The organism is Nostoc sp. KVJ3 (assembly GCF_026127265.1).
Lineage (GTDB): Bacteria > Cyanobacteriota > Cyanobacteriia > Cyanobacteriales > Nostocaceae > Nostoc.
In genome coordinates this window covers 1,131,320-1,148,256 of sequence record NZ_WWFG01000001.1, presented here as the reverse complement: position 1 = coordinate 1,148,256, position 16,937 = coordinate 1,131,320, and the positions used below count along the sequence as shown (strand labels likewise).

At 41.8% G+C, this 16,937-nt stretch carries 13 protein-coding genes and 1 pseudogene; 8 read left to right on the top strand and 6 right to left on the bottom strand.

The window, feature by feature from the left end; genetic code table 11:
- Positions 1-419 precede the first annotated feature (419 nt).
- On the top strand, positions 420-983 hold the full coding sequence (locus GTQ43_RS04745; RefSeq protein ID WP_265271107.1) for an HD domain-containing protein: 564 nt from the start codon (positions 420-422) through the stop codon (positions 981-983).
- A gap of 53 nt (positions 984-1,036) precedes the next feature.
- Here GTQ43_RS04745 and GTQ43_RS04740 read toward each other — a convergent pair whose 3' ends face one another.
- Complete coding sequence (locus GTQ43_RS04740) at positions 1,037-2,536, bottom strand: BamA/TamA family outer membrane protein (RefSeq protein ID WP_265271105.1); 1,500 nt, start codon at positions 2,534-2,536, stop codon at positions 1,037-1,039.
- A 347-nt stretch (positions 2,537-2,883) separates the two neighbouring features.
- Between GTQ43_RS04740 and GTQ43_RS04735 the strand changes: the two genes are divergently transcribed.
- The 4 genes from GTQ43_RS04735 (at position 2,884) to GTQ43_RS04720 (ending at position 5,177) form a co-directional block, all read left to right on the top strand.
- Positions 2,884-3,351, top strand: coding sequence for a DUF4870 domain-containing protein (locus GTQ43_RS04735; protein ID WP_265271104.1), 468 nt, complete (start codon positions 2,884-2,886; stop codon positions 3,349-3,351).
- Positions 3,352-3,384: 33 nt separating this feature from the next.
- Positions 3,385-4,482: a Gfo/Idh/MocA family protein gene (locus GTQ43_RS04730; RefSeq protein ID WP_265271102.1), complete on the top strand. Its 1,098-nt coding sequence runs from the start codon at positions 3,385-3,387 to the stop codon at positions 4,480-4,482.
- A 7-nt stretch (positions 4,483-4,489) separates the two neighbouring features.
- A complete protein-coding gene (locus GTQ43_RS04725; protein WP_265271100.1) occupies positions 4,490-4,735 on the top strand; it encodes an HNH endonuclease in 246 nt (81 codons plus the stop codon).
- A gap of 202 nt (positions 4,736-4,937) precedes the next feature.
- Entirely contained in the window at positions 4,938-5,177 is a 240-nt protein-coding gene (locus GTQ43_RS04720; protein ID WP_265273667.1) for a hypothetical protein, read from the top strand.
- 71 nt (positions 5,178-5,248) lie between these two features.
- On the opposite strand, the gene GTQ43_RS04715 is transcribed toward GTQ43_RS04720, so the two are convergent.
- The gene (locus GTQ43_RS04715; protein ID WP_265271098.1) at positions 5,249-7,999 is read right to left on the bottom strand and encodes a DUF3536 domain-containing protein; all 2,751 of its coding nucleotides are present in this window, start codon (positions 7,997-7,999) and stop codon (positions 5,249-5,251) included.
- Positions 8,000-8,530: 531 nt separating this feature from the next.
- Between GTQ43_RS04715 and cax the strand changes: the two genes are divergently transcribed.
- The gene (gene cax / locus GTQ43_RS04710; RefSeq protein WP_265271096.1) at positions 8,531-9,622 is read left to right on the top strand and encodes a calcium/proton exchanger; all 1,092 of its coding nucleotides are present in this window, start codon (positions 8,531-8,533) and stop codon (positions 9,620-9,622) included.
- A 270-nt stretch (positions 9,623-9,892) separates the two neighbouring features.
- The gene (locus tag GTQ43_RS04705) at positions 9,893-11,032 is read left to right on the top strand and encodes a serine/threonine-protein kinase (protein ID WP_265271094.1); all 1,140 of its coding nucleotides are present in this window, start codon (positions 9,893-9,895) and stop codon (positions 11,030-11,032) included.
- A gap of 353 nt (positions 11,033-11,385) precedes the next feature.
- Here GTQ43_RS04705 and gndA read toward each other — a convergent pair whose 3' ends face one another.
- Positions 11,386-12,816, bottom strand: coding sequence for an NADP-dependent phosphogluconate dehydrogenase (gene gndA, locus GTQ43_RS04700; RefSeq protein ID WP_265271092.1), 1,431 nt, complete (start codon positions 12,814-12,816; stop codon positions 11,386-11,388).
- 216 nt (positions 12,817-13,032) lie between these two features.
- On the opposite strand from gndA, the gene GTQ43_RS04695 reads away from it, so the two are divergent.
- The gene (locus tag GTQ43_RS04695; protein WP_265271090.1) at positions 13,033-13,770 is read left to right on the top strand and encodes a Ycf66 family protein; all 738 of its coding nucleotides are present in this window, start codon (positions 13,033-13,035) and stop codon (positions 13,768-13,770) included.
- A 53-nt stretch (positions 13,771-13,823) separates the two neighbouring features.
- Here GTQ43_RS04695 and GTQ43_RS04690 read toward each other — a convergent pair.
- From GTQ43_RS04690 to GTQ43_RS04680, 3 genes and pseudogenes are all read right to left on the bottom strand, one after another.
- Positions 13,824-14,243, bottom strand: a pseudogene (locus GTQ43_RS04690) (hypothetical protein).
- Positions 14,236-14,454, bottom strand: a complete 219-nt coding sequence (locus GTQ43_RS04685; RefSeq protein ID WP_265271089.1) for a hypothetical protein — start codon at positions 14,452-14,454, stop codon at positions 14,236-14,238. The pseudogene GTQ43_RS04690 and the gene GTQ43_RS04685 overlap by 8 nt, the downstream one beginning before the upstream one ends.
- A 420-nt stretch (positions 14,455-14,874) precedes the next feature.
- Complete coding sequence (locus tag GTQ43_RS04680) at positions 14,875-16,935, bottom strand: helicase-related protein (RefSeq protein ID WP_265273666.1); 2,061 nt, start codon at positions 16,933-16,935, stop codon at positions 14,875-14,877.
- Positions 16,936-16,937: the final 2 nt, after the last annotated feature.

Genomic DNA, 16,937 nt, shown 5'->3' with positions numbered 1-16,937 from the left:
GATAAAAGAACATTAGAGAAGTTTTTTGACAGAAAAGATCGGGAGATGTGTTAGAGGATGTTTGAAAAGTCATGATTGATGTATAAAGTTTTTTTACCCCACCCTAACCCTCCCCTTATAAAGGGGAGGGAACAAGATTTTCCGGTTTCCCTCCTTTATAAGGGGGGATTAAGGGGGGTAATAATTCGATTAAAATCACAACATACTACTTTTCAAACATCCTCTTAGCGATAGCATAACGCACCAAACCCTTGATAATGGTGCGTTACGAACTTCGTTCTAACACAACGCCAGTTGCTACAACGGAGGTTCCCTCCGCAACGCACTGGCTCCCCTACAACACCTAATTTTGTTCAAAAATCAAATAGGAATCCTATAGGACTAACCTTTTCAAGGTGGGTCAAATGTTGAGGATAAAAATGGTTGCAGTAAAATTAACAGAAAGATTTGAAGCGGCTTTAGTCTATGCTAATCGTCTGCACGCTAACCAAACTCGTAAGGTTAGCGGTATTCCTTATATTTCCCACTTGTTGAGTGTAGCGGCGCTGGTATTAGAAATGGGTGGAAGTGAAGAGGAAGCGATCGCAGCTTTGTTACACGATAGTATAGAAGACCAAGGTGGCAAACCGATCCGTGAGGATATCCGCCAATGTTTCGGCGAAACAGTTGTCACAATTATCGACGGCTGTACAGAGTGGGATACACCACCGAAACCACCTTGGCAAGAGCGTAAGAATAAATACATAGAAAAGCTCCGTTATGCTTCGCCCTCAGTTCGGCGAGTATCGCTGGCTGATAAACTGCATAATGCTAGGTCTTTGCTGGCAGATTGGCGACAAATGGGTGATGTTATTTGGGCTGAATTTAGCAGTGGGAAGCAAAAAACTTTGTGGTTTTATCAATCATTAGTGCAAGTGTATCGGGAGACGGGTTCAGATGTGATGATAGAAGAGTTGGAAGCAGTTATCAGTCAATTATTGTGATGGAGGAAGAGAGAATTTAAACTCAGAGGAACACAAAGTAAAAACCAATGGGATTAAAATCGTTGACCTGTAGTAACTTCAAATCTAACTTCTCCTTGGTCGCTAATTCCTAAGTCGCCTCGAATTAATCCAAAGGTTGACTTGAGGCGCAATCCCAAGCCATAGCCAAAGCCACTTCCAGGTTTGTTGCGTAAGACTCCTGGTTCTCCTAGTACGGTTTCGCTAGACCCGAAGTCTGAGGCAAAGTCTGTAAAGAGAACTCCACCTATTGACTGAAAAATTGGGAACCGATATTCTACAGAAGCTAAACCGTAACTTCGACCACTGGCAACTTTTCCATAGCCGTAACCTCTAACAGAATCTACTCCACCAAGATTAAAAGCATCGGCTGGTGGAAAGTCTCCAATAATTGTGCCAATTTGCAAGTTAAAAGCTAACATTTCTGGATTGTCAGTCGGTCTACCATTACCTATCCAACTAACTGGTAAATACTGTATGTAGTTTCCCTCTAGGCGGTTGCTGGAAATATTGCCTAGTCCAATGGGAATGGCTTGTTCTGTGCTAAGGGTAAGGATTGATCCTTGAGTCGGATTTTCTCGGCGATCGCGTTGATCTTTGGATACAGCAAATGATACTGTAAATAGGTCATCAATTCCAGTACCGCTTAAAGATAGGGGACTGCCTAATCTATCAACTTGGACAACGTTATATTCTGCATCGCGTAGGCTAATTCTGCTATAGTTAACAGCCACAGATGTATTCCAGTCACCAAAATCTCGTAAAAGTGCTACAGAACCACCAAACCTTCCTTCCCGGACTTTGTTGCCGTTAGACAATCTGATATCTTCGTTAAAGGTTCCCGATACACCCCGACTACGAAAAGCCTTAATACTATAGCCTAATCGGTTTGGTTCTCCAGGACGATAAGGGCTAGTGAATTGACCATTGAACTGGACACCTTCACCACTGAACTGTACACTTGTATCTAATTTATCGTTAACACCGCTAATATTTGCATCTTGATAACCCACTCTAGCATATAGCCCAACGTCATCGTTATTACCGCCTCCTAAGCTGAGAGATGGGAAACTACGCTCTTTAATTTCATAAATGATACTAATACTAGAGGGATTTTCTTTAGGGTAAGCATTGACCTGATTAAATGATTCTAATCTCCTCAATCGTTGTAAGTCTGCTTGAAGTAATTCCTCATGGAATACCTGACCAGGTTTGAGTTTCAGCAAACTAATGATAAACTCTGTCTGAGTTCGCCCTTTGATTGGCAGACCTTTGGCATTAACAAAACGAATCTGGATATCTTTGACAACTTTGACTACTTTTGGTGAAAATTCAAGGGTTTGGCTATCTCCTCCGATGACTCCTATATAATCACCATATTTAGCATAACCTTCCTCTATATGGATCGTAGCTTCCGGGCTAACAATACTACTAGCCCCATCTTGAGTAGAAGGTTGCGAGTCTGCAAGAGCCTCTAGATTTTTACCACCCACTAACATTACTGCGATCGCAACTACAGTTATTTGAACTCGCATATTGAAAATCCGTTAGTGTTATTAAGTTTACAGTATAGAGCGATTATCTTATGCGTAAGTTCCGATCAAATTTGCTATTGGGTATCCCAAAAGAGGGTATGAGCAAGAAATACTCAGATTTTAAGCTCTTGTTGGACTTTTTTATAGATAATTAAGGTGGGTAATTATCTGAAAAATCCACTTATACATAAAAAGCTATAGGAATCCGGTTTGATTTCTGAAAAATCCGTAGGATGTGTTAGCACGGAAAGTACGACACCAAACCCTTGATAATGGTGCGTTACGAACTTCGTTCTAACACCCGCTACAATACTTAATTTTGTTCAAAAACCAAATAGGAGTCCTATATGAGAGAAAAACCTAAACGACAAATGCGTATATGGGCAGTGTTGTGTCATTCTTCAGCTTTGTTAGGGTGGATATTATTGCTTCTTTTAGTATTTATTGGCATCCCTTTATATTTACCTTTAAATCTTTTAGCTCCCCTCATAATTTGGCGCTTTAAAAAAACACAATATCCCTGGATTGATTTGCAGGGTAAAGAATCCTTAAATTTTCAAATTTCTTTAACGTTATATACCTTAATTATTATAGGAATATCTTTACTTTTATTGTTTACTAGCTTGAGCCTATTTGTAACTACCAACGGCTCAGTCAATGAAATAAAAAACACTTTAGATAGTTTATTAATTGTTCTCATGTCATTAATTTCATTCAAACTAATATTACAATCGTTTGTAGTGACTTTCGCCGCCATGAAAGCTTACAAAGGTGAGCATTATCGTTACCCTTTTACAATTAGAGTTTTACGATAATAAAAATCACATAAATCTAGGAAGAAAAATTATATGATTGGAATTGCGATCGCAGGGACTGGATTTGGTCAAAAAGTCCATATCCCTGGATTTCAAGCACATCCTCGCACTGAGGTAGTTGCTGTTTATCATCGAGATATCAATAAAGCCAAAGCCATAGCCGCATCCTATAATATCTCTCACGCCTCTGACTCCCTGGCTGATATTGTGGCATTACCAGAAGTACAAGCAGTCAGCATCTCGACACCGCCATTTTTGCATTATGAAATGGCAAAAATCGTATTGCAAGCCGGGAAACATTTATTACTAGAAAAACCGACAACTTTAAATGCAGTCGAAGCTAAAGAACTCTATCAGTTAGCGAAAGCAAAAGGCGTGATTGCGACTGTAGATTTTGAATTTCGCTTTGTCCCAGCATGGCAGTTATTTGCTGAACTATTGTCAGAAAATTATGTGGGTGAGTTGCGCCTAATTAAAATTGATTGGTTAGGTTCTTCTCGTGCTGATATTTCCCGCCCTTGGAATTGGTATTCTGACAAAGACAAAGGAGGCGGTGCATTAGGTTCTTTGGGTTCCCACGCCTTCGATTACATTCACTGGTTATTCGGGCCAGTTCGGAGATTAAACGCCTATTTAACTACTGCAATTTCTACACGAGTTGACCCTGTTAGTGACGAATCTAGACCAGTGAATACAGATGACAACTGTATATTAACCTTAGAATTAGCCAATGGCGCACCTTGCCAACTCTCTATCAGTGCAGTTGTGCATGCAGCAAGAACCCATTGGGTAGAAGTATATGGCGATCGCGGTACATTAATTGTGGGCAGTGAAAATCAAAAAGATTATATCCACGGCTTCCGGGTTTGGGGTTCTCAGCCAGGTAAACCATTAACGGAAATAGAAATACCGAATCGGTTGATTTTTCCCAAAAATTATGCTGATGGACGCATTTCGGCATTTATCCGCGTAGTAGACCAATGGGTACAGGGAATTGAACGCAGTCAAGAAATTATACCATCGCTGCGAGAAGGAATTTATTCTCAGTTGTTGATGGATTTATCACATGAATCTCATATAAAAGCAAGTTGGGTAGATGTGCCTAGCTTAGAAGAATTTATTAACAACTAGAGAGAAAATGAGCAAAACTCCCCGGATTCGTATCCCGCCGGAAGTCAAGAAATACGTTTTTGAACGTGACAAATATCAATGCCAAAGCTGTGGTAAAACTACTACAGAAACTCACCTCAGCATTGACCATATCATTCCTCTCGCCCGTGGCGGTCAAAATGATATCAGCAATTTACAAACTCTCTGTCTTACCTGTAATCAGCATAAAACGGACAATATTGATCCCCGCTTCCGACGATATTTTGAGCTTTAGAGGATGAATGAACAAGTCCTCTTCTTGGTAGCAAAACATTCTAGATCCCCCTAAATCCCCCTTAAAAAGGGGGACTTTGACTCCGGTTCCCCCTTTTTTAAGGGGGGTTAGGGGGGATCTAAAAGTGTCTAAAGTCACAGCGAAATATTTTTCAAACAACCTCTTAGGTTATAATAGTATGGGCTATTCGTTTCTAATTTCTATGGCTCAAAATAGCAATTCTCGAAGATTTCCCAATATTAAAACTACGATTCTTTACTTCTTCACTTTCATGGCTGTTTTAGTAATAGCTTTTCCCTGGCTATATGAGGTTAAAAGTAGAGCTGGGATCAATATATCACGTAGCCGCCACGCAGGAACTTTTTTTGAGAAACATACCTACGGACTCTTCAGGTGTGAATGGCTTTATCCCTACCATTGCGATCGCTCCCAGACTAAGTAAGGGCTATTAAATAGGATTTACACAAAACTGCACACGGTAGGGGCAATTCATGAATTGCCCCTACCCTACATCTATGGCAACTGATTTGAGATGGCGCTAACATCAACGGCTAACTTTTTGCCCAACTTGAGCAATTGAAGACACTGATTATCTGCTTCATTGCCAAGGCTAGTAATGCACACCGGGGCAATCTGACTTTGCAGACAACTAAAATAGAGTTCTTGCGATCGCTGTAGGGAAATATCAATATTTAGTTGATCCCCGACATCAATCAATCGCTCTAATAGCTGGATATCTGCATTAAAGCTACCATTAGCATCGTGCAACAATTGCCAGAGCGATCGCGCAATTAACTGTTCTAACATCTGCTTCCCGTCAGGAATATTCAGCCGACAACGCAGATGTTTTGCCTCAGTCGCGATCGCTTCCAATTCTAAGATATGATTCCAACTCTTTTGGGGATCGGCAATCTCTTGCTCAAGCGATCGCAATGTCATCAGACAACGATGCCCTAAAGCAATATCGGCTGCTACCTGCAATTCTTGCGGTACTGCTATTTCATCTCGATGAAACGCCATCAGCACCCCATAATTATCACGGTAGGCTTGGGTATACAACTGTCCTAAACGTGTCAGTGTTTCCTGACTAAGTAGCCCCATAATCCGATGGCGTTCTTCAGCAAATAGATTCTGTAAGCTGAAAGCCTCTTCGCCAAATAGCTGTGTCATTACCAAGATAGTATGAGCCGCACTCGCTTGTTGTAGCGCCCCAAACAACTTTTCTTTGATTTGGCTGTAGTCACGCCGTCCGGTAAATTGTTGAATGCAGCAGTGGAAATCCCAGCCTCCCAAATGGAGAACAGCAAATACCAAATGCTCGCTTTCCAAAGTAATCTCTGATACCAGCTTGAGATTTCCGACAGCCAGAGTTAGCGATCCCATGCGTTGCAGTTGGTAATCTAGCTCATTAGCTGCATAGCAATAAACCCGCTTATGGTAACGGTGAGACTGTTTATCACCAGCATCTTTTCTAGGCAAAGAATTGGGCGCTTCGGCTGCTTTGTGATTGCTAAATAGAGAAGTAATGGCGTAATGGGCTGCTACTTGTTTAAAGCCAAGTTGGGCAGTTAACACAAGTTGCCGATAAATTTCTGCACCGTGTTTGAACTGATCCACGTTACTGGGGGCTAAAGCCAGACGTTTGACGAAGTCTTTTTCTAACTGCACACCTGCCACATCCCCCGCTAATTCCAAAGCACGGGCGGCGTAGCGGAGAATTTGTGTCCCCTCTGGACGGGAAATTTCTTCAAAAAACCAACCGCAACTGGTGAACATTAACAAAGCGTGACGCTGCATTTCCAATAGGCAAAGAGCATCTACTTGTTCGGCTGCTGTTAGTTTGTGGGTTTGATGACGGGCGAGGAAACGGTTGACATTGCCAGAGGAGCGATCGCGCATCACTTGGATATATTCATCTCGTGCTAGCCAGGGATCGCGAAATAACTGCCTACCATGTTCTTCATACACCTCAGTTAGCCGATCCCGCAGCCAATTTAGGGCATCTCGCAGCGGACGACGCCATTTCTGATGCCAAACACCACCTTCGCCACCGCAACCACAATCATCCTGCCATCTGCCCACACCGTGGGCACAACTCCAGGCTGTGACTGACTTTAATTCCACTTCCCAACTAGGAGAATTTAAGCTCAAATAGTGGGCGAAGTTCGTTACCGTCCAACCCTGTTGCGGAAACTCTTTGGTAAAGGCATAAGCTAAAGTTTTCTCTGTTCCCTTTTTGTGGTGTCCGAAGGTTTCCCCATCTGTCGCCACAGAGATTAACTGTGTTGGGCGATGATCCCCACGAACTGCTGAACCAATCCGTCCAGCAAAGCGGCTGGAATTATAAACCACATCACTAAAACCCATGTCCCGCGATATCGGGCCATCGTAGAAGAAGATATCAATGTAAGGGAGAGAGTGGGGAGTGGGGAGTGGGGAGTGGTTACTATCCTCATTCCCTACTCCCAATTCGCTACTTCCGATCGCACTTAGAGGTGAAGATGAAGTGTCTAGTGTGGGCTGCAAATAACAACGATAGGGACGAGTGGAATCAATCTGACTACCACCGACTTCCAGCCATTCAGGGTTGGGATGATCTTGGGTGGGGAGGGGACGGCAACGCAGTGCTTGAGAGGGTGCCAGGATAATGAAGCGAATACCTTCAGCAACAAGGGCTTCGAGGGTGGCGTAGTCCACACCAGTTTCTGCGAGCCACATCCCTTCGGGATCGCGGCCAAAACGGGAACGGAAGTCTTCTTTACCCCAGCGAATTTGGGTATATTTGTCGCGTTCGTTGGCCAGAGGCATGATGATGTGATTGTATACTTGCGCGATCGCATTGCCGTGACCATGCAAGCGATCGCTACTCTTGGCATCCGCCTCTAAAATTCGCTGATAAACCTCCACATCGTAGCGTTCGAGCCACGACATCAGCGTTGGCCCGATATTAAAACTAAAATACTCATAATTATTGACGATCTTCACAACTTCGCCTTGGTCATTTAAGACTCTGGCAAAGGCATTCGGGCGATAGCATTCCCAATGAATCCGCTCATTCCAATCATGGAAAGGTGCAGCGCTCGGTTGGCGTTCAATTGCGTCCAGATAAGGGTTTTCCCTTGGTGGCTGGTAAAAATGACCATGCACCGTCACATAAACACCATTAGCCTTTCTCAGGGGATCGCTTTCTTTGGTGTTATTGGGATCTGAATGTAATGTTAACGTTGAGCCAGAGCTAGCTGGCATTTGGGCAGCAGAAGTCATGTATGTTTATCCAAAACGAAAAACTTGTAGTTGCACCAAAAACATTGTGCGTAAACCTCACTCCAATAGTTCTCACACAAAATCCGGTATAAACAACAACTATGGAATCCAAACAAATTTTTGACAAGGCGATTTTATTCTAGTGGGAAATCTGCGTTATCGCCCAGCCCTTTCCCTGAAGGCTCAAAATAATTAGCCATTGAACAAAGCCTCAGTTAGGGGTTTTCTCTTCTTCAGCGCCAATCAAAATTTTAATTGTCTTTTAATATATTAAACCCCATCTGTGATGTAAAATTTCAGTTCAGATTCATACTTTTGCAACAAAACATTACAAGAACTCATTATATCGCAATCTAATTTTACACAACATCCACAGCAGTGAACTGAAAACAGTACAATTTCTGAATTGTTCTACAGAGGGTTGAGAGTACCATATCGGAGTGCTGAGTGAAAGTAATTGTTAATTCCCCACTCCAAATTTAAAATTTAGGATTGCTCGCTGTGAATGATACCCTCAACCCAAAACAACAGATGTCAACCAAAAACATTATTCTTTTCGTTTTATTACTGTTTATCCCGGTTTCCGTAGTCGCCCACTTTCTGGAGTGGGGAGAATTGATAGTTTTTATCACAGCTGGATTAGCAATTTTGCCCTTAGCAGCTTGGATGGGTACAGCTACAGAAGAAATTGCTGTTGTAGTCGGCCCATCATTAGGGGGCTTGTTAAACGCCACCTTTGGCAATGCTACAGAATTAATCATCGCCCTCGTAGCGCTGAACGCTGGGTTAATAGATGTAGTTAAAGCCAGTATTACGGGATCGATTATTAGTAACTTACTACTGGTAATGGGTTTTTCCATGCTTTTGGGAGGACTGCGCTACAAAGAACAGACATTTCAGCCAATTGTGGCGCGGGTAAATGCGGCTTCGATGAATTTGGCCGTGATTGCCATTTTGATGCCAACGGCAATGAATTATACCTCTCAAGGAATTAACGAAGAAACACTGCAAAATCTTTCGATTGCTGTAGCTGTGGTGTTAATTCTGGTTTATGCCCTAACGCTGCTATTTTCGATGAAAACCCACTCCTATCTTTATGATGTCGGTGTAGCGGAGACAGAAGAAGAGGAAATTCCTCATGCTAAACCAAATATGACGTTGTGGGTTGGCGTGCTGTTAGTATGTACCTTGCTAGTAGCAATTGAGTCAGAAATGCTAGTTGATTCTCTGGAGGTGGCAACATCTCAGCTAGGTTTGACGGCGCTATTTACAGGGGTGATTTTGGTTCCCATCGTCGGTAACGCGGCTGAACACGCCACAGCAGTTACCGTGGCGATGAAAAATAAGATGGATCTTTCCCTGTCGGTAGCTGTGGGATCGAGTATGCAGATTGCCCTATTTGTCGCGCCCGTGTTAGTTATAGCAGGGCGGATATTAGGGCAACCAATGGATTTAGATTTCAAACCCTTTGAATTAGTCGCTGTAGTTGTGTCAGTGTTGATTGCAAACAGTATTAGTTCCGATGGTAAATCCAATTGGCTAGAAGGCACTTTGTTATTAGCTGCTTATACAGTATTGGGGTTCGCCTTCTACTTCCATCCAGTTATGGAAGGTATGGGGTAAGCTTTTCGTGGCTTTTCCACATCAGGACTTACGCAAAATACCTCTCAAACTCTTATTACTCCGTGTTCTCTATGCCTCTGTATTATGCCTCCGGCACGCTACGCGAACGATTTTCCGTTACCTGTGCGTAAGTCCTACACATAACCTGAATTGTCAGCTTTCACCCCTTGTACGTTATACAAATCCAAAATCCAAAATCCAAAATCTCTTAATATGCCCCCTTTTGCCTGGGACAGGAGAAAATAAGAACATATAAGAGCGATCGCCTGTATGAGCTACTGCCTTAACCCCCATTGTCCCAAGCCCGAAAATCCTCATGATGTCAAATTTTGCCGGACTTGCGGTTCTAAGTTACTCCTCAAAGAACGTTACCGTGCTATCAAACCAATCGGACAAGGTGGTTTTGGCAAAACCTTCTTAGCTGTGGATGAGGATAAACCCTCAAAACCACGCTGCGTAATTAAGCAATTTTATCCCCAATCCCAAGGCACTAACACTATTGCCAAAGCCGTAGAGTTATTTAACCAAGAAGCGGTGCAGTTAGATGAATTGGGTAAACATCCCCAAATTCCCGAATTACTGGCATATTTTACCCAAGAAGACCGACAATATCTTGTACAAGAATTTATCGACGGGCACAACTTAGCCCAGGAATTAGCACATAAGGGTGCTTTTAGTGAAATACAAATCAGGCAACTATTAAATGATTTATTGGCAGTTTTGCAATTTTGCCATACGAGACAAGTAATTCACCGCGATATTAAGCCAGAAAATATTATTTTACGAGAGAGCGATCGCAAATTAGTTTTAGTAGATTTTGGTGCGGCTAAATCTGCCACTGGCACCGCCTTAAATAAAACTGGTACAAGTATTGGTAGTCCAGAATATGTTGCCCCTGAGCAAATGCGAGGTAGGGCTATTTTCGCCAGCGATATTTACAGCTTGGGTGCGACTTGTATTAATTTATTAACAGTGCGATCGCCTTTCGATTCTTATGATACTAACAACGGTACTTGGGTTTGGCAGCAATACTTGAAAACTCCCGTCAGTCAGGAGTTGAGTTGCATTCTCAACAAAATGCTAGAAAGCATTCCTATTAGGCGTTATCAAACAGTAGATGAAGTTCTCAACGACTTAAATCAACAATCGCCACTAGGAGCAAAGCCAGCGTTTGCGCCAAAACCGATTCCTCAATCACCACCAAATTCTTCACCCAAATTTGTATCACCATCTCCTAGTCAAATCGATCTAGAATTAGAGGAAATGAAAACTCAATTTTTGGGTGGTAGCAAACCTCAAGCAAATAAAATACAACCACCAATTCCCACATCTCAGCCTACAAGTAAAAACGAAATAGATCAAGAATTAGAAGAATTAAAAGCCAAATATCTTGGTAAGAATAACCCCTAAAATCATTGAAGAAGGCAGAAGGCAGAAGGCAGAGGGCAGAAGGGACAATTAAGAAGGGGATTCAGACCCCTCCTTAATCGGGGCCACTGAAACGAAGTTCAGTGGGGGTCTTAAACCCTTACTCCCTCTGGTCGTGGCAGAGGGCAGAAAACAGTATTCCTTCTGCCTCCTGCCTTCTGCCCTCTGCCTTTCTTGATAAAAAAAGAATCGCTATTATCTTCCTCTCTTCCTCTGCGTTCTCTGCGCCTCTGCGGTTCGTTAAAAAAGTGGCTCTGAAACTCAGAGCCACTTCTAAATCTGTATTTTGAAACTGACTAACCTTTCACAAGATTCTGATACAGAAGTGCAAAAACTTACTTCCCAGCTTCAGCAATAGGTACCCATTCAGTATGGAAACTTCCAGGCTTGTCAAGACGCAGGTAAGTATGTGCGCCGAAGTAGTCGCGTTGTGCTTGAGTCAAGTTTTGAGGTAGGCGATCGCGGCGATAGCTGTCAAAATAATCCAAGGATGCGCTAAATGCGGGTACTGGAATTCCCAGTGTTGCAGCTGTCGCAATCACTTCCCGCCAAGCAGTCTGTCTATCAAGAATTGTCTGCTTAAACTCAGGAGCTAATAACAGGTTAGGCAAAGCTGGATTTTCGCTAAAAGCCTTCTTAATCTTATTCAAAAAGCGAGCGCGAATAATACAACCACCTTTCCAAATCCGCGCCATTTCGCCCAGATCCAAATTCCAGTTATATGTTTTTGAAGCTGTGGATAGCAACGCCATCCCTTGAGCATAAGAACAGATTTTTGAGCAATAAAGGGCATCGCGGACTTTATTGATAAAGTCCTTAGTTTGCCCGTCATACTTGCCAGTAGGGCCTGTGAGGACTTTCGATGCTGCAACCCGCTCCTCTTTAATCGAAGATATAATCCGGGCATTAACTGCTGCTGTAATTGTAGGAATAGCGACTCCCAATTCCAACGCAGTTTGTACAGTCCAGCGTCCAGTTCCCTTTTGACCGGCTGCGTCAACAATCAAATCCACCAGGGGTTTTTTTGTTTCTGGGTCAATATATGGGAAGATATTCTTCGTAATCTCAATCAAAAATGAATCGAGTTCATCGGTGGTATTCCATTCAGCAAACACATCGTGTAGCTGATTATGGTCTAATCCAGCGACATTTTTCAGCAAGTCGTAGGCTTCAGCAATTAGCTGCATATCGCCATACTCAATGCCGTTGTGTACCATTTTGACATAGTGGCCAGAACCACCAGGGCCAATATAGGTTACACAAGGGCCATCATCGACTTGGGCAGCAATTTTGTTGAAAATTGGTGATAGAAACTCGTAAGAGCTTCTTGTACCTCCAGGCATCAGAGATGGGCCATTTAGTGCGCCTTCTTCACCGCCACTGACACCCATACCAAGATACCGAAGCCCTGCGGGTTCTAATTCCTGAGTGCGTCGTTCCGTATCTTCAAACCAAGAGTTGCCACCGTCGATAATGATATCGCCTTCCTCTAACAAGGGTTTGAGTTGAGCAATCACCGCATCCACTGGCTTACCAGCTTGCACCATTACTAGAATTTTGCGGGGACGTTCCAATAAGGCAACGAATTCTTCTAGGGTAAAGGCGGCTTTGACGTTCCTTCCTGTAGCACGCTGCGCCATAAACGCATCCGTTTTTTCGCGGGAGCGGTTGTAAACTGCAATTGGGAAGCCATTGCGCTCTACGTTGAGAGCGATGTTCTCACCCATAACGGCTAATCCAATCACACCAAAGCTTTGTAGTGTCATAAAAAATTTCTGGCTAACTCTTGCAGATCCTTTACCTATAAGGGTAGTCCGATATTTTCCGTTCTCCCCTAAAGAAGACCTTAAGACTTAATATAAATGACAAAAATCCACAACTAACATAGATAATTAATTTTAATTTGTATCTAAATCAACAATTGACTGGCAAAATTTGCAAAATTTAAATAGTCAAAGGACGCAGTAAGGAGTAACCAAATAATGCTGGCATATATCCTAGCTTTGGTGGTCGGTCTTGGTAGTTTAGCCATTTACATATCAGCTTTCTTTTTTCCAGAAATCCACCGCAAGAATGACTTTATCTGGAGTGGTGTAGGATTGTTCTACGCTTTAGTCTTATGGGTGTTTGCACCACGCATTACTGGGGGTTTGTTGCTGGGTCATGTGGCTAGTGTGGCTCTTTTGGTCTGGTTTGGCTGGCAAACTCTATCATTACGTCGGCAATTGACCCCGCAAGCACAACAAACCCAAGTACCCAGTCCTGAGACGGTGAAAGCTGGTATTCAAGAACAAGTGAATAAGTTTTCCCTTCAGGAAAAGCTGGGCCAGTTACAAAAAGGTCTGGGTAGTACCTTCAGTGGCGTGAAAAACAAGGTGCAACAGACTGGGAGTAAAAAGCCACCCACAATCCCCAAACCTGAAGACATTACCTCTGTTTTGGCAGAGCAACCTGTGATTGAGGTTATCGAAAAAACTACTGTCATACTAGAACAACCAGCAGAGGAGACAGTTACTACCGACACCGAAGCAAAAACCGAGAGTGTACCGGAAGCGATTCCACCACATCCCCCATCTCCTGAATTGGTGGAAGCAGCCCAACCAGATTTTGAAATTGAGGACAAACAACCGATTCCCGTAGAAGAGATCGCGCCAGATGTGGTACTCGCTTCCCCAGCAGAAACACCACCTGAACAAATACCGCCTAATCAAGGTAGTTGAATTCTGTGAAACCCAACGTTAACCTAATATGATGTTGGGTTTCACTATTTCCATCAGTCTATTTTAGGGCTAATTTCAAACGCTAATTCAGAACGATAGAAACACACATCAAACGCTAAAAAGAAATTCATGTGTCCTAAAATCAATGGGGCGTTTCTGTCTCTTGTCCAAGCAAAAGCTAACTCTACTGTCGGAAATTGCTCAACATTTGCCATCAACACCAATGCCCTCGCCTCAAACCTAGCTAAATTACCACCCAATGGAACAGAGAGTCTTTAACGTTCCCAAACTGCTCCCAGCCTTAAACCAATTTCGTAAGGCAATACGTTGACACTAGAACCAGTATCTAGCAAGCCTGATACGCTTACCGAACGATTTTCATAAGTGAGAATTAGCGGTAGATAAGGCAGCATACTTAATGCACCGAGTTCTGGATTTACTTCAGTAAATGCAAATCTAACTTTATCAACCATGTGTTGCCGCTTTTTCTTCTGCTAATGTCTTCGCTAAAACAGCAGCAGCTTCAAAAGAATCATATAAGCCAAGACTAGCTACTTTGTCCTGAGCATCCAATGGGACTAAACTTGATTCCTTCAACAATTCGGCTGCCAGCAAATGTATTAGTAAGACTTTATCAGTGTGGGATAATTCTTTAACTAGCGGTATGAGTTCGGTAAGAAGCATAAGTTAAGGCTTTAATGAATTTAGATAAATTTTAGAGTATAGTTTTAAGAGAGAAGCCACAAGCTTCAATTTTTAGTAACTTGTTTTCAGTCAAGTAAGGTTTAGAGGATGTTTGAAAAGTCCTCTTGTTGGTAGCAAAACGTTCTAGATCCCCCTAAATCCCCCGATAAATTGGGGGACTTTGACTCCGGTTCCCCCTTTTTTAAGGGGGGTTAGGGGGGCTCTAAAAGTGTCTAAAGTCACAGCGAAATACTTTTCAAACAACCTCCTAGAGGGTGTCTGAAAATTTTTTTGCATACACCAAACGCTTAGAGATCCCCCTAAATCCCCCTTAAAAAAGGGGACTTTGAGACTCTTATTACCCATTTCTTAAGGGAAAATCAGCCAATATTTGATACTTCTCAGACATTCTCTAAAATACTATCGTCTTGTATTCTCTCTACGGGTTTTCTCTACATGGGCTTTACGTGTCAGCAATTGCAGATTATCTATAGTAGTTAAACCACCCTGAGACATAGGTTTAATGTGATCAATTTGAAAATCTCTCCGCATTTGACTTTTAAATCCACTGATTGCACAAGTTATAAACCCTTTTGCATCTGTGTGCTTGGCGAATACAGCATTTTTAATTTTTCTGTATTCAAGAATATCTCGCTCTTTGATTTCGTATAGAGTTAATTTTTCTATTGGTACAGTATCAGGAATTACAGTTGGTATTGATATGGATACATTACCGTATATATCTGGATTAGTAATCTTCCTAATTTCATCGTCCAATTGCTTCATGAAATATAACTGGTTGTAGCTGAATATAACTTGCCAAAAAGAATTTTCATCATTCCAAATTGAGTTGATATAGTCAGACTCTGCTCTACGACCTAACGAATTATCGTAGATATGTCTTGCTACGATAGATAAATCACACTTTCTTCTCTCGCTAAAAGCTAGAAATGCTGGTGGGATTTGCTTTTGAGCATAGAAACGCAAGATATTTTTTACATCTTCATCTCTGTAACCAAGCAAAGTTTGATAGTCATGAAAATAAATTTGCTTTGCAGTTTGCCAAAGCTTTTCAAGTTCTGGTTCGGTCAATATTTCCCTATCTTGTAAATCAATACTTTGGAATATAAGCTTCAAATCGTTAACAAAATTGTCGTATGCTTCTTCTGTGTCGTCATACAACAATACATCATAAGGTCTAGGATTAGGCTCATATCCTTCGGATGGTTCGAGAATGGAAAAATGATAAATTCCAATAGGAATCCTCTTCAAAAAGTCTAGTTTTTCTAAAACACTAGTATCAATGGAGTTATCCATGATACGAGCGAATTCTTCGATCATCTCAATAGATATCAGCCGAGCAGTTCTATTACTTGATGGAGTTCCTTTTACAATAAATTCTGCATCTTCTTCAAAATGAAGTTTTTCTGGATTCACCCAGTTAATTTTGTTTTCCCAGTCATCAATAAAACTGACTACATAAGCTTTTTCTGTACCGCCTGCTTTTTGCCCACGCAAAGCCCGACCAATCATTTGTGTCATTAGTATTGTAGAGGCGGTCGGTCGTGTGAGAAAAACAGTTTTTAGGTTAGGTAAATCTGTTCCCTCAGTTAATATTTCTACATTTATCAATACTTCAAGCTCTCCATTTCTAAATTTTTTTATTTTTCCTTTATTGTCTGTCGCTGCAACTGTAGCACCTGTAGTTAAATCTTTAACTGAAGATACAACAAAATCAGAATTAATTTTTTCAGCTTTAAAAAGTGCATTCAAAGTGATTGCGTGTTCTACATCAATTGCAAATACTAGAAGGGGTTTGTATTCCTTTCTATTATTAATGTAATGCTCAACAATTTGTTTGTTACGCGTACTAGATTGAGCAATCTTCTCAGCAATGTCCTTTGGCAACCTGTCAAAATCTTCGATATTTTTGATTTGCCTTGCATTCAATTCATTCAATTTTTGCTTGATTTCTATGTTAGTTTTTAAGTTTTCAAAAATCGGTTCAGCAAGGATTCCTTTGGCGATTAAATTTCTCAGATGTTCGGAAAAGATAATATCATTTGGAAAAACTAACTTTAGCAAACTCTTCTCACTCTCATCTGTTCTGAAGGGGGTAGCCGTTAGTCCCAGCAGTTTAAAGCCGTTATTATGACCTCGTTTTTTTAGATTCTCCTTGACAGCATTAATTAATTTACGATAAGTCTTAGCTGTTGCATGATGCGCTTCATCTACAACCAAAAGAACTTCGTGTAAGTCACCGACCCAGTTTTTCAATAAGTGATCAAGCCCACTATTTAGACTATCTTTACTGGCAATGATGATGTCATCAGTCTTTTCAATGTTTACAGGTCGATCGTGTTTAGGATGACCTGAGATAATGCGGTATCTAAATCCTGATACATTGCTCAATAATGATGAATAGGTATTGAGCCGAGATACGTGTAAAAACCTGCAAGATGGTCTGGAAACCGTTGATATAT